The organism is Shinella daejeonensis, assembly GCF_024281235.1.
GTDB classification, from domain to species: Bacteria; Pseudomonadota; Alphaproteobacteria; order Rhizobiales; family Rhizobiaceae; genus Shinella; species Shinella daejeonensis.
Genome location: NZ_JAHWXY010000005.1, coordinates 83,290 through 109,457, shown reverse-complemented (window position 1 = coordinate 109,457; position 26,168 = coordinate 83,290). Strand labels below are relative to the sequence as shown.

General features: G+C 63.3%; 28 protein-coding genes. 15 read left to right on the top strand and 13 right to left on the bottom strand.

Features of this window, described 5'->3' with window-relative positions; translation table 11 throughout:
* Positions 1-19: 19 nt before the first annotated feature.
* The 3 genes from KYK29_RS14640 to KYK29_RS14630 all read right to left on the bottom strand — a co-directional run bounded on the left by KYK29_RS14640 (position 20) and on the right by KYK29_RS14630 (position 3,496).
* Positions 20-985, bottom strand: a complete 966-nt coding sequence (locus KYK29_RS14640; RefSeq protein ID WP_254691646.1) for an ABC transporter permease — start codon at positions 983-985, stop codon at positions 20-22.
* Positions 975-2,474, bottom strand: a complete 1,500-nt coding sequence (locus tag KYK29_RS14635; RefSeq protein ID WP_254691645.1) for a sugar ABC transporter ATP-binding protein — start codon at positions 2,472-2,474, stop codon at positions 975-977. Before KYK29_RS14635 ends, KYK29_RS14640 begins: the two co-directional genes overlap by 11 nt.
* A 77-nt stretch (positions 2,475-2,551) precedes the next feature.
* Positions 2,552-3,496, bottom strand: a complete 945-nt coding sequence (locus KYK29_RS14630) for a substrate-binding domain-containing protein (protein WP_254691644.1) — start codon at positions 3,494-3,496, stop codon at positions 2,552-2,554.
* A 252-nt stretch (positions 3,497-3,748) separates the two neighbouring features.
* Here KYK29_RS14630 and KYK29_RS14625 point away from each other — a divergent pair, with 252 nt between their 5' ends.
* From KYK29_RS14625 to KYK29_RS14615, 3 genes are all read left to right on the top strand, one after another.
* Positions 3,749-4,753 carry a LacI family DNA-binding transcriptional regulator gene (locus tag KYK29_RS14625; RefSeq protein ID WP_254691721.1) on the top strand — a complete coding sequence of 335 codons (1,005 nt, stop codon included), beginning with the start codon at positions 3,749-3,751 and terminating at the stop codon, positions 4,751-4,753.
* Positions 4,754-4,911: 158 nt separating this feature from the next.
* Entirely contained in the window at positions 4,912-5,925 is a 1,014-nt protein-coding gene (locus KYK29_RS14620) for a sterol desaturase family protein (protein ID WP_254691643.1), read from the top strand.
* 22 nt (positions 5,926-5,947) lie between these two features.
* Positions 5,948-6,262 carry a MocE family 2Fe-2S type ferredoxin gene (locus KYK29_RS14615; protein ID WP_254691642.1) on the top strand — a complete coding sequence of 105 codons (315 nt, stop codon included), beginning with the start codon at positions 5,948-5,950 and terminating at the stop codon, positions 6,260-6,262.
* 89 nt (positions 6,263-6,351) lie between these two features.
* Here KYK29_RS14615 and KYK29_RS14610 read toward each other — a convergent pair whose 3' ends face one another.
* The 3 genes from KYK29_RS14610 to KYK29_RS14600 form a co-directional block, all read right to left on the bottom strand.
* Complete coding sequence (locus KYK29_RS14610; protein WP_254691641.1) at positions 6,352-8,082, bottom strand: NADPH-dependent assimilatory sulfite reductase hemoprotein subunit; 1,731 nt, start codon at positions 8,080-8,082, stop codon at positions 6,352-6,354.
* Positions 8,083-8,092: 10 nt separating this feature from the next.
* A complete protein-coding gene (locus tag KYK29_RS14605) occupies positions 8,093-9,907 on the bottom strand; it encodes an assimilatory sulfite reductase (NADPH) flavoprotein subunit (RefSeq protein ID WP_254691640.1) in 1,815 nt (604 codons plus the stop codon).
* 274 nt (positions 9,908-10,181) lie between these two features.
* The gene (locus tag KYK29_RS14600) at positions 10,182-10,790 is read right to left on the bottom strand and encodes a carbonic anhydrase (RefSeq protein WP_254691639.1); all 609 of its coding nucleotides are present in this window, start codon (positions 10,788-10,790) and stop codon (positions 10,182-10,184) included.
* Between the two features lie 148 nt (positions 10,791-10,938).
* Here KYK29_RS14600 and KYK29_RS14595 point away from each other — a divergent pair, with 148 nt between their 5' ends.
* From KYK29_RS14595 to KYK29_RS14540, 12 genes are all read left to right on the top strand, one after another.
* Positions 10,939-11,385, top strand: a complete 447-nt coding sequence (locus KYK29_RS14595) for an Rrf2 family transcriptional regulator (RefSeq protein WP_254691638.1) — start codon at positions 10,939-10,941, stop codon at positions 11,383-11,385.
* A gap of 17 nt (positions 11,386-11,402) precedes the next feature.
* Complete coding sequence (gene ccoN, locus KYK29_RS14590) at positions 11,403-13,067, top strand: cytochrome-c oxidase, cbb3-type subunit I (RefSeq protein ID WP_254691637.1); 1,665 nt, start codon at positions 11,403-11,405, stop codon at positions 13,065-13,067.
* A gap of 2 nt (positions 13,068-13,069) precedes the next feature.
* On the top strand, positions 13,070-13,798 hold the full coding sequence (gene ccoO / locus KYK29_RS14585) for a cytochrome-c oxidase, cbb3-type subunit II (RefSeq protein ID WP_254691636.1): 729 nt from the start codon (positions 13,070-13,072) through the stop codon (positions 13,796-13,798).
* A 9-nt stretch (positions 13,799-13,807) separates the two neighbouring features.
* Positions 13,808-13,978 carry a cbb3-type cytochrome c oxidase subunit 3 gene (locus KYK29_RS14580; protein WP_254691635.1) on the top strand — a complete coding sequence of 57 codons (171 nt, stop codon included), beginning with the start codon at positions 13,808-13,810 and terminating at the stop codon, positions 13,976-13,978.
* 3 nt (positions 13,979-13,981) lie between these two features.
* Entirely contained in the window at positions 13,982-14,860 is an 879-nt protein-coding gene (ccoP, locus tag KYK29_RS14575) for a cytochrome-c oxidase, cbb3-type subunit III (protein WP_254691634.1), read from the top strand.
* On the top strand, positions 14,857-15,066 hold the full coding sequence (locus KYK29_RS14570; RefSeq protein ID WP_254691633.1) for a hypothetical protein: 210 nt from the start codon (positions 14,857-14,859) through the stop codon (positions 15,064-15,066). Before ccoP ends, KYK29_RS14570 begins: the two co-directional genes overlap by 4 nt.
* A gap of 16 nt (positions 15,067-15,082) precedes the next feature.
* Positions 15,083-15,868, top strand: a complete 786-nt coding sequence (locus KYK29_RS14565; protein ID WP_254691632.1) for a DUF2189 domain-containing protein — start codon at positions 15,083-15,085, stop codon at positions 15,866-15,868.
* Positions 15,865-16,332, top strand: coding sequence for a group III truncated hemoglobin (locus KYK29_RS14560; RefSeq protein WP_254691631.1), 468 nt, complete (start codon positions 15,865-15,867; stop codon positions 16,330-16,332). Before KYK29_RS14565 ends, KYK29_RS14560 begins: the two co-directional genes overlap by 4 nt.
* Complete coding sequence (locus KYK29_RS14555) at positions 16,329-16,622, top strand: DUF6522 family protein (protein ID WP_254691630.1); 294 nt, start codon at positions 16,329-16,331, stop codon at positions 16,620-16,622. The genes KYK29_RS14560 and KYK29_RS14555 overlap by 4 nt, the downstream gene beginning before the upstream one ends.
* Before the next feature lie 118 nt (positions 16,623-16,740).
* Complete coding sequence (locus KYK29_RS14550; RefSeq protein WP_254691629.1) at positions 16,741-17,433, top strand: RNA polymerase sigma factor; 693 nt, start codon at positions 16,741-16,743, stop codon at positions 17,431-17,433.
* Between the two features lie 82 nt (positions 17,434-17,515).
* On the top strand, positions 17,516-18,037 hold the full coding sequence (locus KYK29_RS14545; RefSeq protein WP_254691628.1) for a DUF4142 domain-containing protein: 522 nt from the start codon (positions 17,516-17,518) through the stop codon (positions 18,035-18,037).
* Positions 18,034-18,366: a cupredoxin domain-containing protein gene (locus tag KYK29_RS14540; protein WP_254691627.1), complete on the top strand. Its 333-nt coding sequence runs from the start codon at positions 18,034-18,036 to the stop codon at positions 18,364-18,366. Before KYK29_RS14545 ends, KYK29_RS14540 begins: the two co-directional genes overlap by 4 nt.
* Before the next feature lie 58 nt (positions 18,367-18,424).
* On the opposite strand, the gene KYK29_RS14535 is transcribed toward KYK29_RS14540, so the two are convergent.
* The 7 genes from KYK29_RS14535 to glpD all read right to left on the bottom strand — a co-directional run bounded on the left by KYK29_RS14535 (position 18,425) and on the right by glpD (position 26,040).
* A complete protein-coding gene (locus KYK29_RS14535) occupies positions 18,425-20,146 on the bottom strand; it encodes an ABC transporter substrate-binding protein (RefSeq protein ID WP_254691626.1) in 1,722 nt (573 codons plus the stop codon).
* A 73-nt stretch (positions 20,147-20,219) separates the two neighbouring features.
* Positions 20,220-20,639 carry a DUF2160 domain-containing protein gene (locus KYK29_RS14530; protein ID WP_254691625.1) on the bottom strand — a complete coding sequence of 140 codons (420 nt, stop codon included), beginning with the start codon at positions 20,637-20,639 and terminating at the stop codon, positions 20,220-20,222.
* Positions 20,639-21,457, bottom strand: coding sequence for a carbohydrate ABC transporter permease (locus tag KYK29_RS14525; RefSeq protein WP_254691624.1), 819 nt, complete (start codon positions 21,455-21,457; stop codon positions 20,639-20,641). The genes KYK29_RS14530 and KYK29_RS14525 overlap by 1 nt, the downstream gene beginning before the upstream one ends.
* 10 nt (positions 21,458-21,467) lie before the next feature.
* A complete protein-coding gene (locus tag KYK29_RS14520) occupies positions 21,468-22,334 on the bottom strand; it encodes a carbohydrate ABC transporter permease (protein ID WP_254691623.1) in 867 nt (288 codons plus the stop codon).
* Between the two features lie 2 nt (positions 22,335-22,336).
* Complete coding sequence (locus KYK29_RS14515) at positions 22,337-23,407, bottom strand: ABC transporter ATP-binding protein (RefSeq protein WP_254691622.1); 1,071 nt, start codon at positions 23,405-23,407, stop codon at positions 22,337-22,339.
* A gap of 9 nt (positions 23,408-23,416) precedes the next feature.
* Positions 23,417-24,490, bottom strand: a complete 1,074-nt coding sequence (locus KYK29_RS14510; RefSeq protein WP_254691621.1) for an ABC transporter ATP-binding protein — start codon at positions 24,488-24,490, stop codon at positions 23,417-23,419.
* Positions 24,491-24,528: 38 nt separating this feature from the next.
* Positions 24,529-26,040, bottom strand: coding sequence for a glycerol-3-phosphate dehydrogenase (gene glpD / locus KYK29_RS14505; protein WP_254691620.1), 1,512 nt, complete (start codon positions 26,038-26,040; stop codon positions 24,529-24,531).
* Positions 26,041-26,168 lie beyond the last annotated feature (128 nt).

Here is a 26,168-nt window from a genome sequence, read left to right as displayed (position 1 = left end):
TTGAGTCTGGCGGCGGCGATCAGCCGTTTTCGCGGCGGAGATAGCGGCGCGAAATCGCATCGAAGGAAATAGCGAGAACGACGATCGCACCGGAAACGATGCCCTGCCAATAGGGCGAGACGCCGAACAGCACGATGATGTTCTCGATGACGGCGATGATGCCGGCGCCGAAGATGGCGCCGATCGGGCTGCCGACGCCGCCGGTGGTCGCCACGCCGCCGATGACCGAGGCGGCGATGGGCGCGAGCACCCAGGTGTCGCCGATGGAGGGCTGCGCGGTTCCGAGGCGGGCCACCATCAGGACGCCGGCGAGCCCGGCAATCGCGCCGGCCGCGACGAAAACCAGCAGGCGGATGCGATCCACGCGGATGCCGAGCATGCGGGCGCCGGCCTGATTGTTGCCGATGGCGTACATGTAGCGGCCGAACGGCGTCTTCACCATGACGAAGGTCGCCACGGCCAGGGCCGCAAGCATGATCAGGAACGGTACGGGCACGCCGAGAACGTCTCCGCGCCCGAGGAACTGCACTTCCTTCGGGATGCCGGTGATGGCAACGCCGCGGGTCAGCACCAGATTGGCGCCGCCGAAAATGCCGGCCGTGCCGATCGTAAGGACCAGAGAATGCAGCCGGAGCGTCGTAACGAGCAGGCCGTTGAACAGCCCGAGGCAGGCTCCCAGAAGGACCGCCAGAAGCATGGCCGAATAGGGCTCTATGCCCAGCTTGACCATCAGGATGCCCGAAATGACGCCGCACAGCCCGCCGATGACGCCGAGCGACAGATCGAGTTCGCCGAGCACCATCAGCATCGATTGCGCGATGGTGATCAGCCCGACGAAGGCAAGGCCCCGGGCGATGACGGACAGGTTATAGGGCGTGAGAAAATAGGGCGACAGAAGCGCGGAAAGCGCGAAGATCACCGTAAGCGCGACGAAGACGCCGGCAAGCGGATTGCGCACAAGGATCGACAGGGGCTCAGTTTTCATCGGCTTTCGCCTCCGTTCCAAAGATGGCGCCTACGAGGGTTTCGTTATTGGTGTCGGTCGCGGCGAAATCGCCGGTGATGCGGCCGTTGTGCATCGTGATGATGCGGCTGGCGCATTTCTTCAATTCGTTGAGTTCGGACGAGACGAGGATGACGCCGACGCCTTCCTCGGCCAGCCGTTTCATGATGCGATAGATTTCCGTCTTGGTGCGGATGTCTATGCCCTTGGTCGGCTCGTCGAAGATCAGGACGCGCGGCCGTGTCGCCATGGCGCGGCCGATGATCGCCTTCTGCTGGTTGCCGCCCGAAAGTTCGGCGATGCGTTTGCCCATGCCGGCGGTGCGGATGCCGTAGGCGTCGATGATCTCCTGAACGGCGCCGCGTTCTTTCCGGTCGCTGATGCCGAGCGGGCCGGTGGTGAGCGAAAGCAGCGAAATGCCGATGTTCTCGCGCAGCGACAGGAGCGGGAAGATGCCGTGGTGCTTGCGCTCCTCCGACAGATAGAGCATGCCGCCGGCGACCGAACGGGACGTATCGTTGAGAGCCCAGGGTTTGCCGGCGACGGTCACCGAGCCGGCCTTGGCCTTCTGGAAGCCGAAGATGGTCTGCATCACCTCCGAACGCCCCGCGCCGACGAGACCGGCAAAGCCGAGGATCTCGCCCTTGCGAAGGTCGAAGCTGATATCCTCGAAGCGGGCGCCGGTCAGGCCGCGCACTTCCATGATCGCCTCGCCGACGGTCGTTTCGGGACGAAAATGCTCTTCGAAGGAGAGATCGCGGCCCGACATGGCGCGGATGAGGTCGGCCTCCGTAATGTCCGCGATGCGGCCGCTGTCGACCTTCTCGCCGTTGCGCAGAACGGTGTAGTCGTCCCCGATCTCGAAGACTTCCTCCATCTTGTGGCTGATGAAGACGATGGCGTGGTCGCGGTCGAGCAGGGCGCGGATCACCTTGAAGACGCGCTCGACCTCGACCCGCGTCAGCGAGGACGTCGGCTCGTCCAGGATCAGCACCTTCATCTCGGCATTGGTGCATGCCCGGGCGATTTGCAGCAGCTGCTGGTCCGAAACGGAGATATGCGCGACGAGGGCGCGCGGATCCGCCTCGATGCCGAAGCGATCGAGATAGGTGCGCGCCTCCTCCACGAGCGCCTTGCGATCGACGAGCGCGCCGCCGTGGCCCGTGCGGCTGAAGGGCATGAAGAGATTTTCCGCGACACTCATCTGCGGGAAGAGATTGAGCTCCTGCGGCACATAGGCGATGTTTTTGTAAAGCGTGGGATCTTCGGCCGGATCGCGTCCGTCGACCAATACCCTGCCGCGCGACGCCTGATCCGTCCCGGTCAGGATCTTGACGAGGGTCGACTTGCCCGCGCCATTTTCGCCGGCGAGGATGTGCGTGCGGCCAAGCTCGATCTTCAGATCGACGCCGTCGAGCGCCGTCACGCCGGGGAAGTCCCGGCCGAGGCCATGGGTTTCAAGATAGGCCATGTTCTGCACCTTCGACTGGGTGAAGGGAAAGGGGCGCGGAAAATTCCCGCGCCCCGCGACAAGCCGGTTATGCCGGTTCAGTCGCCGATGTTGTCCTTGGTCAGGAAGGCGTTTCCGGTATCGACATAGCCGGGAACCGGCGCGCCGGTCGCCTGCGCCCAGAGCATCATGACGGACCAGTAGCCCTGCAATTCCGGCTGCGAGGCCGAGGAGCTGTCGGCGACGCCGTTGCGGATCATCTCGATCATTTCCGGAAGGTTGTCGAGGCCGACGAGCGTGACCTGATCCTGCTTGCCGGCTTCGACGATGGCCTGGCCGATGCCGATCGGGCCGGCGGCGTCGGAAGCGACCCAGCCCTTGAGGTTCGGATTGGCCTGCATGATGGCTGCCGCCTGCTGCTGGGCGATCTCGATGCTGTCGTTGTCGATGCCTTCGGCGACGACCTTGATGCCGGGATGCTCGGCGAAGACCTGGCGGTGGCATTCGGCGCGGATCGAGTGGTTGGGAGCCGTCGGAACGCCCATCATGATGGCGACTTCGCCTTCACCGTTCAGGATCTCGACGAGGCGGCGGGAGGCGATCTTGGCCTGCTCGCAGAAGTCGGAGCCGATATGGGTGATCTGCATGCCCTCCGGCGGAACCGAATCGAAGAGCACCAGCGGCACGTTCTGCGACTGGGCTTCCTCAAGCGACGCCTGGTTTCCGGACGGGTCGAGAAGGTCGATCGCCAGACCGTCGGGCTGGGTGGCCAGCGCGCTGTCGATGATCTGGTTCTGCTGCACGACGTCGGCCGTCTGCGGGGCGGAATAGATGACTTCGACCGATGCGCCGGTCTGGGCCTTGAGCGCGGTGGCGGCCTGCTGCGCGCCCTCGTTCACCTTGTCGAACCACGGATGGACGACCTTCGGTACGATCACGAACCGATAGCTGTCCTTCTTCGTCGTACCGGCGGCATCCTGGGCCCAGGCCGCAACCGGCAGGGCGAAAGCGGCGCAAGCCAGCAATGTGGCGATTTTCTTCATGGCTACCTCCCTTGGCAAGCACAGGCGGAACGCCCGCCTGCTGGAATGAAATACGGACTTCACCGGATGGACCGGTCGTCAAGCCCGCAAGACTGAATACAACTGTATTGTCATATTTACAAGAGTAAGCCGACGCCGTATCCACCGGACCGAAGCGCCGCGGCGTGGCCGAGCGTAAACCGGCCGCCGGCTGCTCTTGCGCCCTCTGCGCAGTGGAGTAGTGTTCCCTCCGCCAGAAAGACGGGGGAACGCCTGAAACCGACCTTCCAGAATATTGCGCGCCTTGCCGGTGTCGGCACCGCGACGGTGGAGCGTGTGCTGAACGGCCGTGGCGGCGTGCGGCCCGCGCTAGTGGAAAAAGTGGTGGCCGCCGCCCGCGCGCTCGATTATCCGAAGCGCCTGCCGGAGCGGCATCGCGGCATTCTGCGGATCGATGTCCTGCTGGTGCGGCCGGAAACGACGTTCTTCGACCGCCTTTCGCAGGCTTTCAAGCGCATCGGGGCATCGCTGGACGCAACAGTGGTGCTGCAACGCGTCTTTCTCGACGAACTCGATCCGCTCTCCATCGCCCGCCGGATCGCCGATCCGGGAACGCGGCGGGCCGGCCTGATTGTGGCGGCTCCGGACCATCCCGCAATCCGCACCGCCTTGCAGGCGGTGGGAGCGGCCGGCATTCCGATCGTGCAGATCGTCACGCGCACGGGTGGTATCGCGGCCGATTACGTCGGGATCGACAATTATGCCGCAGGGCGCAGCGCCGCGCTGTTCCTGTCGCGCATGCAGCCGCGTGGCGGAACGGTCGTCGTGCTCTGCCACAGCCAGATCTATCAGGTCCAGCGCGACCGGGTGCGGGGCTTTTCCGATTATCTCGCCGAATATCCGCGCGCCGATCTGCGCTTCACCGCAGCGCTTTTCGGACAGGACGAGGCGGTCGCCTGTGCGGATAGGCTGACGACTGCGCTCCGGACCTGGCCCGATCTCGTCGGTCTCTATAACGCCGGAGGCGCCAATTCGGCGCTTGCCTCCGTGTTGCGCCATCATCCACGGGGCCGCGACGTCTTCTTCGTCGGCCATGAGTTGACGGAGCGCAGCGCCGCGGCGCTGCGTGAAGGCGTCATGTCCGTCGTCCTCGATCAGGCGCCCGAAGCGCAGGCGCGGCGCTCCGTCGACCTGATGCTGCATCGTCTCGGGCTCGTCACGATGGAAATATCGGCAAGCCCGATCCGCTTCATCACCGTCACGGCGGAAAGTCTTTGATCTGATTTGATCAAAAAGAGAGCGGACGGCAGCTCCCCGTTGGCTTATCAATTGACAAGATGAAGCGGACGATCACCCGACGCCGTCGCCGGGCCGGATGGATTGCGCCGCCTTCGACCGTTTCCAGACCCTGCACAATCGATCGGAGGGAGAGACCGATGGACGATCTACGATATGGCAAGCGTAACAAACGCGGCGACTGGGCCCCGAACGATCGTATCGAAACGGCGCCGGTCTTCACGTTGCCGCCGAAGCCGCTGGCCTTCCTGAAATGGCTGCCGCACTATTTCTTCCCGTGGAACGTGCTCTTCGCGGCTTCCGCCGTGGCCTATTGGCATCTTTTCGTTCCCGCGCCCGAGGTGATGGCGACGCTTCACTGGCGCTGGATGCTCCAGCTCTTCCTCGTCAACTGTGTCGCGGTATTCCTGTTCTATGGCGCTTTCGAGTTGCGGCTTTACATTCTGCGGCGGCAGGGAAACCGCTTCAAATACAATGCGCAGTTCCCCGCCGACCGGAAGAACACCGCGTTCCTGTTCAACAGCCAGAACGCCGACGGTCTGATCCGCACCTTCGCCACCGCCCTGCCGATCTGGACCGCTTACGAGGTCGGCATTCTCTATGTCTATTCAAGCGGTCTCGTGCCGTGGATCGGCTTTGCGGAAAATCCGTGGTATCTGTTCGCGATCGCCCTCGTCCTTCCCATGTTCCACGAGGCGCATTTCTTCGTGATCCACCGGCTGATCCACTGGGCGCCGCTTTATCGCTGGATCCATTCGGTGCATCATAATTCGGTGAACCCCTCGCCATGGTCGTCGCTTGCCATGCATCCGGTGGAGCAGCTTCTCTATTTCTCGACAGCGCTCCTGCATGTGATCATTCCGTCGAACCCGATCCTTGCGATCTACCAGCTTCATATCGCCGGCTTCGGCGCGGTCGTGGGTCACATCGGTTTCGATAAGATCGAGCTTGGCAAGGAGGCGGCAATCGACAGCCACGCCTATACCCATTACCTGCATCACAAGTATTTCGAGGTGAACTACGGCGACGGGCTGGTGCCCTTCGACAAATGGTTCGGCACCTGGCACGACGGCACGGCCGAAGGCGAAGCCCGCATGCAGGCTCGCTACGAGAAACGCAAGGCGCGCGCCAATGCGGCCAGTGCGGCGCAATGAAATCCGGCCGGAGAGAACGATCATGAGCAACTGGATTTCCGTCTGCCGTCTCGACGATATCGAGCAGGAGGGCGCGCGCCGCTTCGATCACGACGGCAGGACCTATGCGGTCTATCGCTCGCCGGAAGACGAGGTTTTCTGCACCGACGGCCTGTGTACCCACGAGGCCATCCACCTCGCCGACGGACTGGTGATGGATTACGAGATCGAGTGTCCGAAGCATTCCGGTGTCTTCGACTACCGGACGGGGCAGGCGATGCGGCTTCCGGCCTGCAAGGATCTCAACACCTATCCGGCCAAGGTCGAGGACGGCGGGGTCTTCATCGCTCTGTTGTAAGGGCGGTTCCTATCGAAGACAGGGAAAGGCGGCCTCGCCTTGCCAACGGGGCCGCCTTCCATCTTCTCTTTTCAAGGAGCGTTTCCGGATCAATCGTTGAAGTGGCGGCCTTCCGTGACCTCGGCGACATGGCCGGCGCGGATCGCGAAATCGCCGAAATGCTCGCCCGGCAGGCGCTTGCTGGCGAAATCGGCGATCACGCCGCCGAGCAGGTCGAGGATCGCCGGCTCCGCCACATTCTCGAGCACCATCTTGTTGAGGCGCTGACCGGCAAAGCCGCCGCCGAGATAGAGGTTGTACTTGCCGGGCGCGCGCCCCGTCAGGGCGATCTCGGCGATATAGGGCCGGGCGCAGCCATTCGGACAGCCGGTCATGCGGATGGTGATCGGCTCGTCGGCAAGCCCGTGCGCATCGAGAATGTCCTCGATCTTGCCGATCAGCGTCGGCAGGTAGCGCTCGCTTTCGGCCATCGCCAGCCCGCAGGTCGGCAGCGCCACGCAGGCCATGGAATTGCGCCGCAGCCCGCTGCCGCCGTTGAGCCGGTCGAGACCGAGGGTTGTCAGCAGCGCCTCGATTTGCGGCCGGTCCTCCGGCGCAATATTCGCGATGACGAGGTTCTGGTTCGGAGTGACCCGGAACTGGCCGCGATGGTTTTCCGCGATGGTCCGGATACCGTCGAGCAAAGCCAGCGCCTCGAAGTTCTTCACCCGCCCGTTCTGGATGCGCAGGGTGAAATGCTCGCGGCCGTCCTCGCCGCGCTGCCAGCCGAGCGTGTCGCCGTTCGAGGTGAAGGCGTAGGCGCGGGCGGGGGCAAGAATAAAGCCCAGGCGATCTTCGATCGCCGCCCTGATCCAGTCCAGTCCCTTGTCGTCCACCGTATATTTGAAACGGGCGCGGCTGCGGTCGGCCCGGTCGCCATAGTCGCGTTGCACCGCCATGACGGCGTCGCAGGTCTCGATCACCTTGTCCTTCGGGATGAAGCCGATGACGCTCGCCAGCCGCGGATAGGTTTTCGGGGCCTGGTCGGTACGGCCCATGCCGCCGCCCACCGCCACGTTGAAGCCCGTCAGCCGACCATTCTCGACAATGGCGATGAAGCCGAGGTCCTGTGCATAGACGTCGATATCGTTGACCGGAGGGATGACGAAGCCGATCTTGAACTTGCGCGGCATATAGGTGCGGCCGTAAAGCGGCTCCTCCGGTCCGTCGCCCGGCTGCTCGCGCTCCTCGCCATACCAGATTTCCCGATAGGCGCCGGTCTTCGGGATGGCGTGGTCGGAGACGGCCCTGGCGAGCGTGTAGACCTCCGCATGCAGCGCCGACAGTTCGGGGTTGATCGAGGCCATGACGCCGCGGGCGTCGTCGCCGCAGGCGGCCTTGGTGTCGAGCAAAACGTCATGCAGCCCCTGCATCACCGGCCGCAGATCCTTCTTGTGGACGTGGTGCAGCTGGAAGGTCTGGCGCGTGGTGAGCCGCAACGCCTCGCCGGCATGGGCGCGGGCGAGCGCGTCGAGCTTCAGCCATTGTGCCGGCGAAAGCACGCCGCCGGGTAGCCGGACGCGGGCCATGAAGCGATAGGCGGGCTCCAGCTTCTGCCGCCGCCGCTCGTCGCGGATGTCGCGGTCGTCCTGCTGGTAGAGGCCATGGAACTTCATCAGCTTGATGTCGTCGCCGGGAACGGCGGCCGTCAGTTCCGCCTCCAGGCCGGCGGCGATGGTGCCGCGCAACTGGTTGCTGTTCGCCTTCATCGTCTCGTCGGCGCTGAGCCGTTCGAGGGGCTGGGAGATGTCGTGGCTGCGGTCGGTTTCGAGAAGGGTCATCGTCACATCCTCAGTAGACGTCGATCTGGTAGCGGCGGCTTTCCTGCAAGCCGCCGAGATAGTCCGCGGCGGCGGTCTTTCCGAGACCGCCCTGCTGCTCGATGATGGCGAGAAGGGTACGGTGGACGTCGGGCGCAAGCCTTGCGCCGTCGCCGCAGACATAGAGGTGAGCGCCTTCCTCAAGCCAGGCGTAGAGGTCGCGCGCCTCGTCCATCAGCCGGTGCTGGACATAGGTCTTCGAAGCGCTGTCGCGCGAGAAGGCCACATTCATGCGCGACAGGACGCCGTCCTTGAGAAAGCCCTGCCATTCCGTCTGATAGAGGAAGTCGCTATCGAAATTGCGTTCGCCGAAGACCAGCCAGGATTTGCCGGCAGCCCCGCGCGCCTCGCGTTCCTGGAGGAAGGCGCGATAGGGCGCGACGCCGGTTCCCGCTCCGATCATGATGATCGGCGTATCGTCGTCAGGCAGGCGGAAGCGTGGATTGGGCTGGACATAGACCGGCAGCACGGTTTCCGGGTTGGCATGGCGGGAGAACTGGCCGGAGGCGACGCCGAAGCGTTCCTCGCCGTTCAGCGCATAGCGTACGGTGCTGATCGTCAGATGCACCTCGTCGGGGATGGCCGTGGCGGAGGAAGCGATGGAATAAAGCCGCGGCTGGAGCGGGCGCAGGCCGGCTACGAAGGTCGCCGCATCGAGGCCCGTCACCGGAAAACGCCGCAGAATGTCGAGAATATGGTTTTCCCGCAGGAAGGCGGTGCGTGCATCGCCCTCCAGTTTCCGCAGCGCGTCGGCGCCGCTCAGTTCCGTCCAATGGTCGAGAAAGCGCGGTGTGGCGGCGGTGATCTCGAGGCGGGAGGCAAGGGCCGCGGCGAGTGTCGTCGTCTCGCTCTTGAGCGATAGCGCCGCGTCGCCTGAAAGATCGAGCGTGGAGAGCAGCGTTTCGACCAGTGCGGGATCGTTGCTCGGCAGGACGCCGAGCGCGTCGCCGGGCTCGAAGGTGAGGCCGGACCCCTCCAGCGACAGTTCGACATGCCGCGTCTCCTTGGTGGAGTTGCGTCCGGTCAACGCCGAATTCTCGATGACGATGGCGGAAAAGGGATTGCGTTTGTCATGCGCGACGGCGCGGACGCCGGCGTTCGCCGGAACGGCGGGTGCAGGAGCAGCCGTCGCCGGCGGCGCAAGCGCGGCGAGCGCCGTTGCGACCCAGGCGTCGGCGGGCTCGTCGTAATCCACATCGCAATCGATGCGATCGGCCAATCGCTCCGCGCCCAGTTCGGCGAGCCGGACATCGATCCGCTTGCCCGCGCCGCAGAAGAATTCATAGGTGGAATCGCCAAGCGCCAGCACCGCATAGCGCAAGCCATCGAGCCGCGGCGCCTTGCGGCCTTCGAGGAATTCGAAGAAACCCGCCGCCGAAACGGGCGGCTCCCCCTCTCCATGGGTGGAGGCGACGATCAGAAGATCCTGTTCCTCCTTCAGCCGCCGCGGCTTGTAGTCGGCCATGTCGATCAGGGTGGGTTCGAAGCCGGCGGCTCCGGCCCGCTCGCCCAGCAACCGGGCGACGCCTGCGCCATTGCCGGTTTCGCTGGCGAAAAGAATGGTGAGGTTTCGCTTGGGCGCCGATGCGGGAACGGCGGCCGGCAGATCCGGTGCAAGCCCGGCGGCAAGCGAATGGCTCGACTCGGCCCTGCCGTTATCCGCCAATCCGGCGAAATAGCCGCTGAGCCAGATGGCTTGCTGGGGCTTCAACGTGGTCGCGACGGAACGCACCGTCTTCCATTGATCCTCGTTCAGCCCCGGTCCGTTGAATTCATGAAGTGTCATCCGTCCGCTCGCCTCCTGCGGCCTGCCGATGCCTGGAAATCCGGCATTTCCGGTGGGTTTCGGGGCGACTATTGACGGTGCCTTGGCTGGCAGACAAATGAATGAATTTGCGGATTGAATGCAAAAAAAATGCATTCATAGGCGGTTGAGATGGCTGTTCCAAGAAGGCAAGCCGACGCATTTCATGTGTTTTGCGGCAGTTGGATTTCTTGGGACAATGTTCTTCCGGCGCCGCCCGATTTTTTTGCTCCGGAACCGGGGCGCAGGACCGTCGTCAGGCGGAATTGGCCGAATCGGGCGTGACGGTGCAGTCGAGATTGTAGAGAAGTCCGTCGCGCAGCCCGTATATCCAGCCGTGGATGGTCACGTCCCGGCCGGCCTTCCAGGCCGCCTGGATGGTGGGGGTGCGGGCGAGCCGTTTCACCTGTTCGGCCACCGAGGCCTCGCAGAGCCGATCGAGCGAAGCGTCGCTCCACGAACCACATTCCCGACATTCGAAACGGGTGTCGGCGACGTCGCGGATCGGTTGCAGCCAATGGTCGATCAATCCGGAGCGCTGGCCGCTGACGGCGGCGCGAATGCCGCCGCAGCCGTAATGGCCGCAGATGATGATATGCCGGACGCCGAGCTGATGAACCGCATATTCCACCACCGACAGCATGTTGAGATCGGCCGGGTGGATGAGATTGGCGACGTTGCGGTGAACGAAGACTTCTCCCGGCTCCAGGCCGGCGATGACATTGGCCGGCACGCGGCTGTCGGAGCAGCCGATCCAGAGATATTCCGGCTCCTGAAGCGTGGAGAGCTTGCGAAAGTATTCCGGATTGTCGGCCTGTTTTTCTGCCGACCATGCCCGGTTGCGGATGAAAAGTTCCTCGATCATCAATGGGATCCTGTCTGGTGCGCTACCGGCGGCGGGCACTGCGACTCTTTAGCGCTTTCGTGTGTACGGGCTGTCGGCTAAAAGAGGTATCTATGTTACCTATTTAGGCGAGGCAACCCCGGCCGCGCCCTTTCTCGGAGAATGCGCGATGCGCATGACGCTTCATACGGAATATGCCTTGCGGATGCTGATCTACATGGCGACGCGACCGGACGGATTTTGCACGACCGGCGATGTGGCGCAGGCCTACGGTCTTTCGCGCAATCATCTGATCAAGGTCATGCAGACCCTTCGCGACCTCGGCCTTGTCGAGACCGTGCGGGGTCGCGCGGGCGGCATGCGGCTGGCCCGGCTGCCGGAGGACATCGGCATCGGGCCGCTGGTGCGGGCGACGGAAGAGGATTTCTCGATAGCCGAATGCATGCAGGCGGCAGGTCGCCCCTGCGTGATTTCCCCGGCATGTCAGCTGAAGACCATGCTGCATGAGGCGCTGGCCGCGTTTCTTTCCGTGCTCGACAAATACACGCTGGCCGACATCGTTCGCAACAAGCATCTGCTGGGTCCGCTTCTCGGCATCGATGCCCGCGCGGCGTAAAGAAGAGAGGAAGCAACATGTCGGTAGTCTCCGGGTTGACGGTTTCCGAGCGCCATCTCGCTCTCTTCGTGCTGGGCCTGCTGGCGCTGGCCGGCCTTGCCATGGCGGTCGGCGGACGGGGCGATCCGCTTGCCGTGCATGGCTTCATCATTCTCGCCGTAAGCCTCGGCCTCGGCTTTTTCGTCATGTCGGCGCTGTTTGCGCCCGAGCCTCCCGCCAGCCGTCTTGCGGAATATTACGACGATCCGATCCGCGTCGGGATCGTGCTCTCGCTCGCCTGGGCGGTGGTCGGCATGTTCGTCGGTGTCTGGGTCGCCGCGCTTCTGGCGTGGCCCGAACTGACCTTCGTGGATTCGGCCTGGGCAAGCTTCGGACGGCTGCGGCCGGTGCATACAAGCGGCGTCATCTTCGGTTTTGGCGGCAATGCGCTGATCGCCACATCCCTCCACGTCCTTCAGCGGACCTGTCGCGCGCGGCTTCCCGATCAGTTCAGCCCATGGTTCGTGCTGATCGGCTACAATCTCTTCTGCATCGTCGCCGCCAGCGGCTATCTGATCGGGCTGACCCAGTCGAAGGAATATGCCGAACCGGAATGGTACGCCGATATCTGGCTGGTCATCGTCTGGGTGGTCTATTTCCTGATCTATCTGCGTACGCTCCAGCGCCGCAAGGAGCCGCATATCTACGTTGCGAACTGGTACTACATGGCCTTCATTCTGGTCGTCGCGGTGCTGCATATCGTCAACAATCTGGCGGTTCCCGTGTCCTTCGGCCACGCCAAGAGCTACTCGTTGTTCTCCGGCGTGCAGGACGCCATGACCCAGTGGTGGTACGGCCATAATGCCGTGGCGTTCTTCCTGACGGCCGGCTTCCTCGGCATGATGTATTATTATCTTCCCAAGCGCGCCGAACGGCCGATCTTCTCCTACCGGCTGTCGATCATCAGCTTCTGGGGCATCACCTTCATGTATATGTGGGCCGGCGCGCACCACCTGCATTATACCGCCCTGCCGCAGTGGGTGCAGACGCTGGGCATGACCTTCTCGATCGTCCTGCTCGTGCCGTCCTGGGCCTCGGCGGGCAATGCGCTGGCGACCTTGAACGGCGCCTGGGACCGGGTGCGCACCGACGCAACCCTGCGCTTCATGATGGTGGCGGCGGTCTTCTACGGCCTCTCCACCTTCGAGGGGTCGTTCATGGCGATCCGTGCGGTCAATTCGTTGTCGCACTATACCGACTGGACCGTCGGCCATGTCCATGCCGGGGCTCTCGGCTGGGTGGCGATGATCACCTTCGGATCGCTTTATGCGCTGGTGCCCTGGATGTGGAAGCAGGAGCGCATGTATTCGCCGAAGCTGATCGAGGTCCACTTCTGGCTCGCGCTCGCCGGCACCATCGTCTACGTCTTCGCGATGTGGAATTCAGGCATCATTCAGGGCCTGATGTGGCGCACCTATAACGACAGCGGCACGCTGGCCTATTCGTTCATCGACAGCCTGGTGGCGATGCATCCCTATTATATCGCCCGCGCATTCGGCGGCCTGCTGTTTCTGAGCGGCGCTGTCGTCTGCTCCTATAACGTCTGGATGACGATCCGCATGGCGCGCATCGGCCGGGCGGCCGGCGCCGGCACGGACGTCCCGCTTCATGGCGAAGCCGACGCCGTTCAGGCAGGAGAATGAGGATGAAGGAATTCTTTCACCGTAAGCTCGAGCGCAACGCCATCGGCTTCGTGCTGGCGATCGTCGGCGTGGCCTCGATCGGCGGTCTGGTGGAAATCGCGCCGCTCTTCACCATTCACGAGACGGTGGAGACGACGCCCGACATGCGGCTCTATACGCCGCTGGAGCTTGCGGGCCGCAACATCTATATCCGGGAGGGTTGCTATGCCTGCCATTCCCAGATGATCCGTACGTTGCGCGACGAGGTCGAGCGCTACGGTCCCTATTCGCTGGCGGTGGAATCGCAATACGATCACCCGATGCTGTGGGGCTCCAAACGGACCGGGCCGGACCTTGCCCGCCTTGGCGACAAATATTCCGACGCCTGGCATGTCGCCCATCTCATCAACCCGCGCGACGTCGTGCCGGAATCGGTCATGCCGCGTTACGGCTGGCTTCAGCGCAATGCGCTGCGGCTCGACGATCTGGGCGAGCATCTGGCCGCCCAGCGTGCGGTCGGCGTGCCCTATACGGATGAGATGATCGGGAATGCCGTCGCCGATGCGCGGGGGCAGGCCAATCCTGATTCCAACGAGGCCGGGGGCGTGACGGAGCGTTACGGCGAGGCAACGAACGTACGGGCCTTCGATGGCAGGACGGATGTGGTGACGGAGATGGATGCGCTGGTCGCCTATCTGCAAGTTCTCGGGCGCCTCACCACCGCCGCGCAGCAGCAGACGGCCGGGCGATAGGAGACGGCAATGGACATCGACCACACATCCCTCGTCGCCTTCGCCAAGAGCTGGGGGCTGTTCTACCTGATGGCGCTTGCCGTTTGCGTGCTGGTCTATGCGCTGTGGCCGGGAAACCGCAAGCGCTTCGACCGCGCCAAGAAAAGCATTCTCGACAAAGACGACCGGCCGAAGGAATAGGCGATGGCAACCGAGAGACAGGATCCCGTCACCGGAAAGGGAACGACCGGGCATGAATGGAACGGCATCGAGGAACTGGAAACGCCGGTTCCGCGCGTGGTTCTGTTCTTTCTCGCCGCCACGACCCTGTTTGCGGTCGTCTACTGGCTGCTGATGCCCGCATGGCCGATCGGCGTCACCTATACCAAGGGACTGCTCGGGATCGACCAGCGTGAAATCGTCACGCAGCAGGTCGAGGATGCCGCCGCCGCGCGCGCTGTCTGGACCGGCCGCGTCGCCGAGGCGGATTTTGCGGAGATCGCCTCTGACGAAACGCTGATGCGCCATGTGCGGGACACCGGCCGCACGCTCTTCATCGACAATTGCGCTGTCTGTCACGGCACGCGCGGCACCGGCGGGCCGGGGTTCCCCGATCTTGCCGCCAATGCCTGGCTGTGGGGCGGCGACCCTGAGACGATCGCCGAGACGATCCGCGTCGGCATCAATTCGACGAGCGACGAGACACGGGTCTCGCAGATGATGGCCTTCGGGCGCGACGGCGTGCTCGACGAAGGCCAGGTGCGCAGCGCCGCCGCCTATGTCCGCTCCCTTTCGGGACTGCCGCTCAATGAAGCAGATCGGGCGCGTATCGAAGACGGAGCACAGGTTTTCGCGGAAAACTGCGCCGCCTGCCACGGCGAGGACGCCACAGGCAGCACCGATGTCGGGGCGCCGGATCTCACCGATGCGGCCTGGATCTACGGCAGCGACGCGCAGACGGTCTTTTCCTCCGTCTACTCCGGCCGGCAGGGGCATATGCCGCATTGGGAAGGCCGCCTGTCGCCGGTCGATATCAAGATCCTGACGCTCTATGTCGGCACGATCGGAGGGGATGGACAATGAGCGCGGTCCCCGAAAACGGTGCCGGAACGTCGCGGATCAGATGGCGGCTCGTCTCGCTCGCGCTGGTGATCACGGGAGTGCTGATCGTCATCGGCGCGAATGTCCATCTCGTTCATATCGCGCTTCAATCACAACCCGACTGCGTGCCGCATCTGAAGATCCCGGAGGGCGATGGCGCCTTCGCCGCCGCCAGATCGTCCTGCTGAGAGGAGAGAGGAAACCATGGGAACGACGGACAAGACCGGAAGAAGAGCCGTCCCGCTCGCCACGCAACGGCAGCGCAACCTTCCGGCGCGCACGGCTTTCGACTGGCTGAAGGAGGGCTGGCGTGACCTCTGGCGCAATCCTCTCCCGAGCCTGGCCTATGGCCTTCTCGTGTTCTTCGTGTCGATCGTGGTGATCTGGGGGCTTTTCCGGTTCGAAATCGACTATATCCTGTTTCCGGCGCTGGCCGGCTTCATGGTGGTCGGACCGCTTCTGGCCATCGGGCTTTATCAGAAAAGCCGCGATCTCGAGGAAGGTCAGCCGGTGCGTCTGACGCGCATGATCTTCGTCGACGCCAAATCCGGCGGTCAGGTCTGGTATACGGGAGCGATCCTGTGCCTGCTGATGCTGGTATGGATGCGGGCGGCCGTCATCATCTATGCGCTCTTTGTCGGCCTGAGGCCCTTTCCCGGGCTCGACCATGTCGTCGCCATGCTGATCTCGACGCCGGAAGGCTGGGGCATGCTGGTGGTGGGCACGGTGGTCGGCGGTCTTTTCGCGGCCTTCTCCTTCGCCATCAGCACGTTCGCCATCCCCATGCTGCTGGCGGAGCGGATCGACGCCTTCACCGCGATGGGCACGAGTATTTCGCTCGTTTTCCGAAACCTGCCCGTCATGCTGGCCTGGGGCGCGATCGTGCTCGCTCTCGTGCTGGTCGGCATCATGACGGGCCTTGTCGGCCTGATCGTCATCTTTCCGCTTCTCGGTCATGGTACATGGCACAGCTACAGGGCAATCCGATGAACACGCGCACCGGTTCCGATCGTTCCATCGTCATCGATGGCAAACTGCTTCCCGATCTTCTCGACGAGGCGACCATCCACGCGGTGGTGCATGGTTTTTATGACGAGATCCGCAAGGATGCGCTTCTCGGTCCGATCTTCAACGGCGTTATCGCGCCGGAAGACTGGCCGGTGCATCTTGCCAGGATGTGCGATTTCTGGTCGGCAACGCTGTTGCGCACCGGTCGCTACGAAGGCCGGCCATTGCCGCCGCATCTTGCCATCCCCGGCCTTGGAGAAGAGCATTTCCGCCGCTGGCTGACGCTTTTCCGCTCGACCGTCGAGCGGCTGTGCCAGCCCGAGGTCGCCGATCTGTTCATGGGCCGGGCGATGCGTATCGCCCATTCCTTTCGTCTCGCCATCGCCTTTCATAATGGCCAGGATTCACTGGGCGTCGTTCCGATCTCCCGGGAGAGTCTGGAATGACGGTCGCTTCCGCAGATCGCCGTCTCGTGCTGGCGCAGGATGCTTCGGGGGAATTCGTCCTGCCGGCGGATATGCTCGCCGAGCGCTTCGGCTGGCCGATCGCCACGCTGCGTGAGATGATGAGCCGTGGATTTGTCGCTTCCCGGGTTGAACGGGGCGAGGACGAGGATGCCGGTCGCTGGCGTCTTTCCGTTCGCTGCGGCAACCGCCGCTGGCGGGCCGTCATCGAGGCGGACGGAACGGTGAGCGAGCAAGGGGTCGATATCGTTCCGCTTGCCGGGCAACCCTGACGCCGTCCCCACCGTCCGTCGCCCTGGCGACTTGTGACTGACGGCGGATGGTGTTCCTGTTCCTTGCGGGAACCTTCCGACCACGCCGGCATCCAATGAGGCCGGAAGGAGCAGGAAGATGCCAGTTTCACCGAAGATCATTCATGCGCAAACCGACGCGTCGGGAGAGGGCGACCTCGTCCGGCGGGCGGCCTCGGGCGATGCGGAAGCGGTCCGCCAGATCGTCAAGACCCACAATCAGCGCCTCTATAGGCTCGTGCGGGCTGTTGTCCGCAACAATTCCGAAGCCGAGGATGTCTTGCAGGAGGCCTATCTTCGCGCCTTCACCGGTCTGCACGCCTTTCGCGGTACGGCCTCGCTGTCGACCTGGCTTTCCAGGATCGCGCTCAATACGGCGCTCATGCGTCTTCGCGCCCGCAGGCGGAAAAAGAGAACGGCTCCGCCCTTCGATGCGGGAACGGCGCAGGTCATCTCCTTTCCGCTTGTTTCTTCCACCGACGATCCGGAACGCATCATGGCGCAGCGACAACTTCTTCATCTCGTCGAGGAGGCGACCGACGCCTTGCCGGAAGCCTTCCGCCTTGTCTTCGTCGCCCGGGTGATCGAGGGATTGAGCGTCGAAGAGACAGCCGCCCTGTTCGACCTGCCGACGGCAACCGTCAAGACGCGTCTTCACCGGGCGCGCAAGCTGATCCGGGCGCGCATCGAGGAAAGGATCGGCCCGGTGCTGATCGACGCCTTCCCCTTCGCGGGCGCACGCTGCGAGCGTCTGACGCAGGCCGTACTGGAAAAAATGGGGCTTGCCGACTGACGGGAACCTCCGCCGCGCTCCGGCATCCAATACCTTGCAACCACAGCAGGCGCCGGGATGGCCGACGCCAGGAGAATCACAAATGAAAAGCCTTTTCACCGCGCTTGGCGCGGCATGCCTCGCCCTGTCTGCAACCATCGCCTTGGCCGACGACAAGCCGACCGATCCGCAGATCGCCCATATCGCCTATAGTGCCGGCGTGATCGACGTCGAGGCGGCGAAGCTCGCCCTGTCGAAAACGAAAAATTCCGAGGTGGCGGCCTTCGCCCGTTCGATGGAGGAGGACCATGACGCCGTCAATCAAATGGCGTTGGCGCTCGTGAAGAAGCTGAATGTCACGCCAGAGGACAATCCGACCAGCCAGGCGCTCAAGAGCGCGGCCGAGGAGAAGCACGAGGAACTCGTCGCGCTCGATGGAGCGGCTTTCGACAAGGCCTATATCGACAATGAAGTGGCCTATCACAAGCAGGTCAACGAAGCGCTGGAAACCCTGCTGATTCCCTCCGCGCAGAATGCCGAATTGAAAGGCCTGCTCGAAACCGGCCTGAAGCTGTTCCAGGGGCACCAGCAGCATGCGGAGCATGTTGCGGCGGACCTGAAATGACCGCGGGGATCTTCAACCGGCGCCAGGTGCTGCTGGCCGGCGCCGCCGCTCTGGCCGCCAGCCGCCTTGCGCACGCGCACAATGGCACGATCCATGTCTCCATCGAGAAACTCGCCTTCCAGCCGGTGGAGATCGAAGCGCGGGTCGGCGAAACCATCGAATGGACCAACAAGGATCCCTTCGCTCACACCGCCACCGTCAAAGGGCGGTGGGAGGTCGTTATCCCGCCCGGCAAGACGGCAACACATGTGGTCGAAACGGGCGATAGCGTCGAATATTATTGCCGCTTTCACCCCAATATGAAGGGCCGGATCACGGTCGTTTCATGATGAAGGATGGCAGGGGCCGGGATCTTGTCCCGGCCCCTGCCTTGTCAAATCTCGAGGCCTACTGCTGCCAGCTCTTGACCAGTTCGTCATAATTGACGGTCTGGGGCTGTTCCTTTTCGTTCTCGATCTTCAACTGCGGCGCAAGGTTGCCCTTGGAAACGGCGTCCTTGTGCCAGTATTCGATGTCATGCTCCTCGGCCAGTTTCGGGCCGATGTCGCCCTGGACGCCAGCGCGTTCGAGACGCTCCAGCACCTTCTCCTGCTCGGCGCAAAGCGAGTCCATCGCTTCCTGTGCGGTCTTGGCGCCCGACGAGGCGTCGCCGATCGCCTGCCACCACAGCTGGGCGAGCTTCGGATAGTCCGGGATGTTCGTACCGGTCGGCGACCACTGGACGCGGGCGGGCGAACGGTAGAACTCGATCAGGCCGCCGAGCTTCGGTGCGCGATCGGTGAAGGACTGGTGGTTGATGGAGGAATCGCGAATGAGCGTCAGGCCGACATGGCTCTTCTTGACATCGACCGTCTTGGAGACGACGAATTGCGCATAGAGCCAGGCAGCCTTGGCGCGATCCTCCGGGGTGGACTTCAGCAGCGTCCAGGAGCCGACGTCCTGATAGCCGAGCTTCATCCCTTCCTGCCAGTAGACGCCATGGGGGCTTGGAGCGAAGCGCCACTTCGGCGTCCCGTCTTCGTTCACCACCGGCAGACCGTCCTTCACGAAGTCGGCTGTAAACGCCGTATAGGTGAACATCTGCTGGGCGACCTCACCCTGCGAGGGAACCGGACCGGATTCCGAGAAGGTCATGCCCTGGGCTGCGGCCGGCGCATAGGCTTTCATCCAGTCGAGATACTTCTCGATGGAGTAGACGGCGGCCGGGCCGTTGGTGTCACCGCCACGGGCGACGCAGGAGCCGACCGGTCGGGAGTTCTCATCGACCTTGATGCCCCATTCGTCGACCGGCAGGCCGTTCGGCAGGCCCTTGTCGCCATTGCCGGCCATCGACAGCCAGGCGTCCGTGAAGCGCCAGCCGAGCGACGGGTCCTTCTTGCCGTAGTCCATGTGGCCGTAGACCTTCTTGCCGTCGATCTCGCGGCCGGTGAAGAATTCGGCGATGTCCTCATAGGCCGACCAGTTGACCGGCACGCCGAGGTCGTAGCCGTATTTCTCCTTGAAGTCCGCCTTGTTCTTCTCGTCGTTGAACCAGTCGTAGCGGAACCAGTAGAGGTTGGCGAATTGCTGGTCGGGCAGCTGGTAGAGATCGCCGTCCGGAGCGGTGGTGAATTTCAGGCCGATGAAATCCTCCAGATCGAGGTCGGGATTGGTGACGTCCTTGGCCTCGTTCTCCATCCATTTGGTCAGCGAGCGCGCCTGCTGGTAGCGCCAATGGGTGCCGATGAGGTCGGAGTCGTTGATATAGGCGTCGTAGATGTTCTCGCCCGATTGCATCTGCGTTTGCAGTTTTTCGACGACGTCGCCCTCGCCGATCAGGTCATGGGTGATCTTGATGCCGGTGATCGCCGTGAAGGCCGGCGCTAGCACTTTCGATTCGTATTCATGCGTGGTGATGGTCTCGGAGACGACCTTGATGTCCATGCCGGCAAACGGCTTGGCGGCGTCGATGAACCACTGCATCTCCGCTTCCTGCGCCGCGCGGTCGAGCGAGGACATGTCACCGATCTCGTCGTCCAGAAACTTCTTGGCCGCATCCATATCCGCAAATGCGGAACCGGTGAACGCGAGCAGCATGGCTGCCGTCGTTGTCAAGAGTTGCTTTCGCATAATGATCCTCCCTGGAGTTGCGATTGCATCTGTGAAGGTCCTGTTCTCCCCGGGACCTCCATTCCGGATTGCCTCAGACCAGACGGAATACGCCAATGGCGTAGACCATGGACAAGGCGAGAGCCCACCACAGGTTGGAGCCGACAAGGCCCAGCCATGCGAGATGAATGAATGCCGATCCGAGCAGCGACACGAACAGCCGGTCGCCGCGCGTCGTCTCGAAACGCAGGATGCCGACCCGCGGACTGCCGCCCGGCCGGGCGTATTCCCAGACCGCCATCAGCGTGATCAGCGTGACGATCGTCAGGAAAAACAGGGCGGAGGGGAAAGACCAGGCCATCCAGCCGCCAGGAACGAGCGGCGCGAACCAGTCGCGCGCGCCGTCCTTGAGGGGAAGCGCCATGACGAGCAGGCCGGTGACCGCGACATAGAGGACGAGCACGGCGGCGAGCACTACGGGCCAGCGTTTGTTGCGATTGGCGACAGTCGTCATCAGACCCTCCCGAGGGCGAAGCCCTTGGCGATATAGTTGCGGACGAAGTAGATCACGAGCGCGCCGGGAATGATGGTGAGAACCCCGGCGGCGGCGAGCACGCCCCAGTCCATGCCGGAGGCGGAGACCGTGCGTGTCATCGTGGCGGCGATCGGCTTGGCGTCCGTCGTCGTCAGCGTACGGGCGATCAGCAGCTCCACCCATGAGAACATGAAGCAGAAGAAGGCGGCGACCCCGATCCCGGACGCGATCAACGGAATGAAGATCTTCACGAAGAAGCGCGGGAAGGAATAACCGTCGATATAGGCGGTCTCGTCGATTTCCTTGGGGACGCCGGACATGAAGCCTTCGAGAATCCAGACTGCCAGCGGCACGTTGAACAGGCAGTGGGCGATCGCCACCGCGATATGGGTGTCGATGAGGCCGAAGGCGGAATAGAGCTGGAAGAAGGGCAGGGCGAAGACGGCGGGCGGCGCCATCCGGTTGGTGAGCAACCAGAAGAACAGGTGCTTGTCGCCGAGGAAGCGGTAGCGCGAGAAGGCATAGGCCGCCGGCAGCGCCACCGCCACCGAGATCACCGTGTTCAGGACCACATAGATGATCGAGTTGATATAGCCGGAATACCAGGCGGGATCGGTGAAGATCACCGCGTAATTGCGAAGCGTGGGATTGACCGGCCAGAGCGAGAACGTCCCGGTGATCTCCGTATTCGTCTTGAAGCTCATATTGACGAGCCAGTAGATCGGCAGGAGCAGGAAGAGGATATAGAGCGTCGGGACGAGGAAGGAGAGGTTCCGCTTGCGGGTGTGAGCAGCCATGATGTCCTCCTTACGCCGTCTCGTCGCCGCTGGTCATGACCGTATAGAAGATCCATGACAGCAGCAGGATGATGAGGAAGTAGATGAGCGACATCGCGGCGGCCGGGCCGAGGTCGAACTGGCCGATCGCCAGCTTGACGAGGTCGATGGACAGGAACGTCGTCGAATTCCCCGGCCCGCCGCCGGTGATGACGAAGGGCTCCGTATAGATCATGAAGCTGTCCATGAAGCGCAGCAGAAAGGCGATGAGCAGCACGCGCTTCATCTTCGGAAGCTGGATGTAACGGAATACGGCCCAGCGCGAGGCGCCGTCGATCTTGGCGGCCTGGTAATAGGCTTCCGGGATCGACACGAGGCCAGCATAGCACAAAAGCACCACCAGACTGGTCCAGTGCCAGACATCCATGACGATCAGCGTCGCCCAGGCGTCGAAGACATTGTTGACGTAGTTGTAGTTGATGCCGAGCGCGGCGAGGCCGTAGCCGAGCAGGCCGATGTCGACGCGTCCGAAGACCTGCCAGATCGTCCCGACCACATTCCACGGAATGAGCAGCGGCAGGGCCATCAGCACGAGGCAGACGGGAACCCCGATGCCTTTCTTCGGCATATTGAGCGCGATCAGGATGCCGAGGGGGATCTCGATGGTGAGAATGATGGCCGAGAAGAGCAGGTTGCGCCCGAGCGCGGCCCAGAACCGGTCCGATTCCAGCACCTGCCGGAACCAGTCCGTTCCGGCCCAGAAGAACGCATTGTTGCCGAATGTGTCCTGAACGGAATAGTTTACGACGGTCATCAGCGGGATCACCGCGGAGAAGGCCACCAGCACCAGCATCGGCAGCACCATGAACCAGGCCTTGTTGTTCCAGGTCTTGTTCATTGTCAGCCCTCCCCGCCGACGCGCCAGGAATTGGCATAGATATTGACGGCGGCCGGATCGAAGGTAACACGGGGCTCTGCGGGAATCTCGCCGTCCTCCGGTATGACGATGGCGATCGACTGGCCTGAAAATTCGGCCCGCACGATCTTCTGACGACCGATATCCTCGATCTTGGCGATGCGCACCGGCGTGCCGTCCCGGCCGAGCCGCACGAATTCCGGCCGGATGCCCAGTTCGGTTTTGGCGCCTGCGGCGATAGCCGGCGCATGGTCGAGCACGATCTCGGTCTCGCCGATGCGCGCCCGGCTGCCGTCGATCGCGACCGGCAGCACGTTCATGCCCGGGGAGCCGATGAAATAGCCGACGAAGGTGTGGCTCGGCCGTTCGAACAGTTCCGCCGGCGTGCCGATCTGCACGATCTCGCCGTCGTACATCACCACGACCTTGTCGGCGAAGGTCAGCGCCTCGGTCTGGTCGTGCGTGACATAGACCATGGTGAAGCCGAACTGCCGGTGCAGCTTCTTCAGCTGCGAGCGCAACTGCCATTTCATATGCGGATCGATGACGGTCAGCGGCTCGTCGAAGAGAATGGCGTTGACGTCGGAGCGTACGAGGCCGCGGCCAAGCGAGATTTTCTGCTTCTGGTCCGCCGTGAGACCACGCGCCTTGCGCCTGGCCCAGTCGCCAAGACCGATCATCTCGATGATCTCGCGCACGCGCCGGTCGACATCGGCTTCCGGAACCTTGCGGTTGCGCAAGGGGAAGGCGAGATTGTCATAGACGGTCATCGTGTCGTAGATCACCGGGAACTGGAAGACCTGCGCGATATTGCGTTCCTGCGTCGGCAGGTCGGTCACGTCCTTGCCGTCGAAAAGGATGCGTCCTTCCGAGGGTTGCAGCAGGCCGGAGATGATATTGAGCAGCGTGGTCTTGCCGCATCCGGAAGGCCCGAGCAGCGCATAGGCGCCGCCGTCGCTCCATTCGTGATGGACTTCCTTCAGGGCGTAATCCGCCGCCGATGCTGGCTTTTCGCCGTAGGCGTGACGGATATGTTCAAGGTCGATTCTGGCCATGTCTCCTCCTCAGCCCGCCGGTCCGCCGACCGACCGGCCGGCTTCGTCGAACGCCATCAGGTGGCGCGTGTCGACATGCACGGTGATGTCGCTGTCGGGCTCGATGTTGTGGATGCCGGGAACCAGCATGACCCAGCGGGTGCCGGCGAATTCCACATGAACGAAACTTTCCGATCCGGCGATCTCCGAAATCGCGGTGCGCACGGAAAGCGCCGCCGTATTTTCGCCGCTGCCGGTGAGCGCCAGATGATGCGGCTGGAAGGCGACGGTGGCGGGACCATCCGCCATAGCGGACAGATGGGCGGGCACCGGCAGCACGGGCACGCCTTCGATGATGAAGCGGCCGTCCTGTTTGACGACCGCTATCGTATTGAGCGGCGGGTCGGCGAAGGTGCGGGCCGTCAGCAGATCGACCGGCCGGCGATAGACGTCGATCGTCGGGCCGAACTGGGTGATCCGGCCTTTCGAAAGCGTCGCCGTATTGCCGCCGAGAAGCAAGGCCTCCGAAGGTTCGGTCGTGGCGTAAACGAAGATCGCCCCGGCCTCGGCGAAGAGCCTCGGCAACTCCTCCCGCAGTTCCTCGCGCAGCTTGTAGTCGAGGTTGGCGAGCGGTTCGTCGAGCAGCACCAGACTGGCGCGCTTGACGATAGCGCGGGCGAGCGCCGTGCGCTGTTGCTGGCCGCCGGAGAGATTGAGCGGCGTACGGTCGAGATAAGGCGTGAGTTTGAGCAGGTCCGCCGCCTCGCGTACTTCGCGGTCGATGTCTGCGGCATCCGTCCTTTTCAGGCGCAGGGGCGAGGCGATGTTCTCGTAGACGGTCAGCGCCGGATAATTGATGAATTGCTGATAGACCATGGCGACGCTGCGATCCTGAACGCGCTGTCCCGTCACATCCTTGCCGTCGAACCAGACCGAGCCGGAGGTCGGGCGGTCCAGGCCGGCCATCAACCGCATTAGCGTGGTCTTGCCCGACAGCGTCGGGCCGAGCAATACGTTCAGCGAACCGCGCTCCAGCACGAGGCTCGTGGGATGGATGTGCGTTTCGCCACCCACCGCCTTCGTGATGTTCCTGAGTTCAAGCATTCATGTCTCCAACGTTCCTCCCAGCCATCGGATCGGCGCTAGTGCCGTGGCACCGTAATCATGAAATCCTCCAGCGTGCGGGCCTCTTCTTTCGAAAGATGCAGGCCCTGTTTCGTGCGCCGCCACAGCACGTCTTCAGCGTGACGTGCCCATTCTTCCCTCATTAGCCAGCGGATTTCCACCTCATAGAGGTCGCCGCCGAAATAACGGCCGAGATCGGCGGGGTTTTTCGCATCGGCGAGGATCGCCGTGGCGTCGGTGCCGTAGAGCCGCGCCATCCGCCGGACGTGGGGGGGCGCGAGAAACGGGTAACGCTCGGCCAGCGCGCGCACCAGCGCGTCGAAGCCCTCGACCGGGAAGTTGCCGCCCGGAAGATGGGAGCCGGCCGTCCAACTGCCGCCCTTCGGGCCGATCGCCTCGCCGATATGTTCAAGGGCATGTTCCGCCAACCGGCGGTAGGTCGTCAACTTGCCGCCGAAGACGTTGAGCAGCGGCGCCTTGCCGCCGTCGGCCTCCATTTTGAGCACATAGTCGCGCGTGGCTTCCTGCGCCTTGCTCGCGCCGTCGTCGTAGAGGGGACGCACCCCGGAATAACACCAGACGATGTCCTCGCGCGTCACCGGCGCGGCGAAATAATCGCTGGCGGAACGGCAGAGATAATCGATCTCCTCGTCGCTGATCGCCACCTCGCCGGGGTCGCCCCGGTAATCGCTGTCGGTGGTGCCGATGAGCGTGAATTCCTCCTGATAGGGAATGGCGAAGATGATACGCCCGTCCGGATTCTGGAAGAAATAGGCGCGTGGGTCGGCGAACTTCTGCCGCACGACGATATGGCTGCCCTGCACGAGGCGGACATTGTGCGTGTCGTTGAGGCCGAGTACGTCGACGAGAATGCTGTCGACCCAAGGGCCGGCCGCGTTCACCAGCATGCGGGCGCGCACCGTCGATTTCGGTGCGGCGTCCCCCTGCCGGGTTTCGATGGTCCAGTGACCATTTTCCCGCCGGGCGGAGGTGACGCGCGCGCCGATCCGGATATCCGCGCCGCGCCGGCTTGCATCGCGCGCGTTGAGCACCACCAGCCGGGCGTCGTCCACCCAGCCGTCGGAATATTCGAATGCCTTGCCGAAGAGGGGTTTCAGCGGTCCGCCAGCCGGATCGCGGGTGAGATCGAGGGTCCGTGTCGGCGGCAGGAGCTTGCGTCCGCCGATGTGGTCGTAGAGGAACAGGCCGAGGCGAATGAGCCAGGCCGGCCGCGGCCCGCCCTTGTGAAAAGGCAGCACGAAACGCATCGGCCAGATGACGTGGGGGGCCATCGTCCAGAGCACCTCGCGCTCCATGAGCGCCTCTCGCACCAGCCGGAATTCGTAGTGTTCGAGGTAGCGCAAGCCCCCGTGGATGAGCTTCGTCGATGCCGAGGATGTGCCGGCCGCGAGATCCTTCATCTCCGCCAGGACGACCGAATAGCCGCGCCCCGCCGCATCGCGCGCGATGCCGCAACCGTTGATGCCGCCACCGATGACGAAGATGTCGTGGACCGCGCTGTCGTTCAAGTGCCCCTCCCGCATCGCACTGCACAAAGATATTGCGTGTGCGAAAGCATTATGAGTTAAAACGAAAATGAATCGAATGTCAAACGAATGAATCGCGAAATTGCCGCTTGTGCTCCCGATTCATTCTC

Coding starts and splice junctions, on each gene's coding strand:
- KYK29_RS14515 (WP_254691622.1), bottom strand. CDS start 23,407: ATGGCCAGAATCGACCTTGAACATATCCGTCACGCCTACGGCGAAAAG.
- KYK29_RS14570 (WP_254691633.1), top strand. CDS start 14,857: ATGAGCGCGGTCCCCGAAAACGGTGCCGGAACGTCGCGGATCAGATGG.
- KYK29_RS14510 (WP_254691621.1), bottom strand. CDS start 24,490: ATGCTTGAACTCAGGAACATCACGAAGGCGGTGGGTGGCGAAACGCAC.
- KYK29_RS14635 (WP_254691645.1), bottom strand. CDS start 2,474: ATGGCCTATCTTGAAACCCATGGCCTCGGCCGGGACTTCCCCGGCGTG.
- KYK29_RS14545 (WP_254691628.1), top strand. CDS start 17,516: ATGAAAAGCCTTTTCACCGCGCTTGGCGCGGCATGCCTCGCCCTGTCT.
- KYK29_RS14560 (WP_254691631.1), top strand. CDS start 15,865: ATGAACACGCGCACCGGTTCCGATCGTTCCATCGTCATCGATGGCAAA.
- KYK29_RS14605 (WP_254691640.1), bottom strand. CDS start 9,907: ATGACACTTCATGAATTCAACGGACCGGGGCTGAACGAGGATCAATGG.
- KYK29_RS14550 (WP_254691629.1), top strand. CDS start 16,741: ATGCCAGTTTCACCGAAGATCATTCATGCGCAAACCGACGCGTCGGGA.
- KYK29_RS14520 (WP_254691623.1), bottom strand. CDS start 22,334: ATGAACAAGACCTGGAACAACAAGGCCTGGTTCATGGTGCTGCCGATG.
- KYK29_RS14600 (WP_254691639.1), bottom strand. CDS start 10,790: ATGATCGAGGAACTTTTCATCCGCAACCGGGCATGGTCGGCAGAAAAA.
- KYK29_RS14530 (WP_254691625.1), bottom strand. CDS start 20,639: ATGACGACTGTCGCCAATCGCAACAAACGCTGGCCCGTAGTGCTCGCC.
- ccoO (WP_254691636.1), top strand. CDS start 13,070: ATGAAGGAATTCTTTCACCGTAAGCTCGAGCGCAACGCCATCGGCTTC.
- KYK29_RS14540 (WP_254691627.1), top strand. CDS start 18,034: ATGACCGCGGGGATCTTCAACCGGCGCCAGGTGCTGCTGGCCGGCGCC.
- KYK29_RS14610 (WP_254691641.1), bottom strand. CDS start 8,082: ATGACCCTTCTCGAAACCGACCGCAGCCACGACATCTCCCAGCCCCTC.
- KYK29_RS14535 (WP_254691626.1), bottom strand. CDS start 20,146: ATGCGAAAGCAACTCTTGACAACGACGGCAGCCATGCTGCTCGCGTTC.
- KYK29_RS14640 (WP_254691646.1), bottom strand. CDS start 985: ATGAAAACTGAGCCCCTGTCGATCCTTGTGCGCAATCCGCTTGCCGGC.
- KYK29_RS14595 (WP_254691638.1), top strand. CDS start 10,939: ATGCGCATGACGCTTCATACGGAATATGCCTTGCGGATGCTGATCTAC.
- KYK29_RS14555 (WP_254691630.1), top strand. CDS start 16,329: ATGACGGTCGCTTCCGCAGATCGCCGTCTCGTGCTGGCGCAGGATGCT.
- ccoP (WP_254691634.1), top strand. CDS start 13,982: ATGGCAACCGAGAGACAGGATCCCGTCACCGGAAAGGGAACGACCGGG.
- KYK29_RS14620 (WP_254691643.1), top strand. CDS start 4,912: ATGGACGATCTACGATATGGCAAGCGTAACAAACGCGGCGACTGGGCC.
- KYK29_RS14630 (WP_254691644.1), bottom strand. CDS start 3,496: ATGAAGAAAATCGCCACATTGCTGGCTTGCGCCGCTTTCGCCCTGCCG.
- KYK29_RS14525 (WP_254691624.1), bottom strand. CDS start 21,457: ATGGCTGCTCACACCCGCAAGCGGAACCTCTCCTTCCTCGTCCCGACG.
- KYK29_RS14565 (WP_254691632.1), top strand. CDS start 15,083: ATGGGAACGACGGACAAGACCGGAAGAAGAGCCGTCCCGCTCGCCACG.
- KYK29_RS14580 (WP_254691635.1), top strand. CDS start 13,808: ATGGACATCGACCACACATCCCTCGTCGCCTTCGCCAAGAGCTGGGGG.
- KYK29_RS14615 (WP_254691642.1), top strand. CDS start 5,948: ATGAGCAACTGGATTTCCGTCTGCCGTCTCGACGATATCGAGCAGGAG.
- ccoN (WP_254691637.1), top strand. CDS start 11,403: ATGTCGGTAGTCTCCGGGTTGACGGTTTCCGAGCGCCATCTCGCTCTC.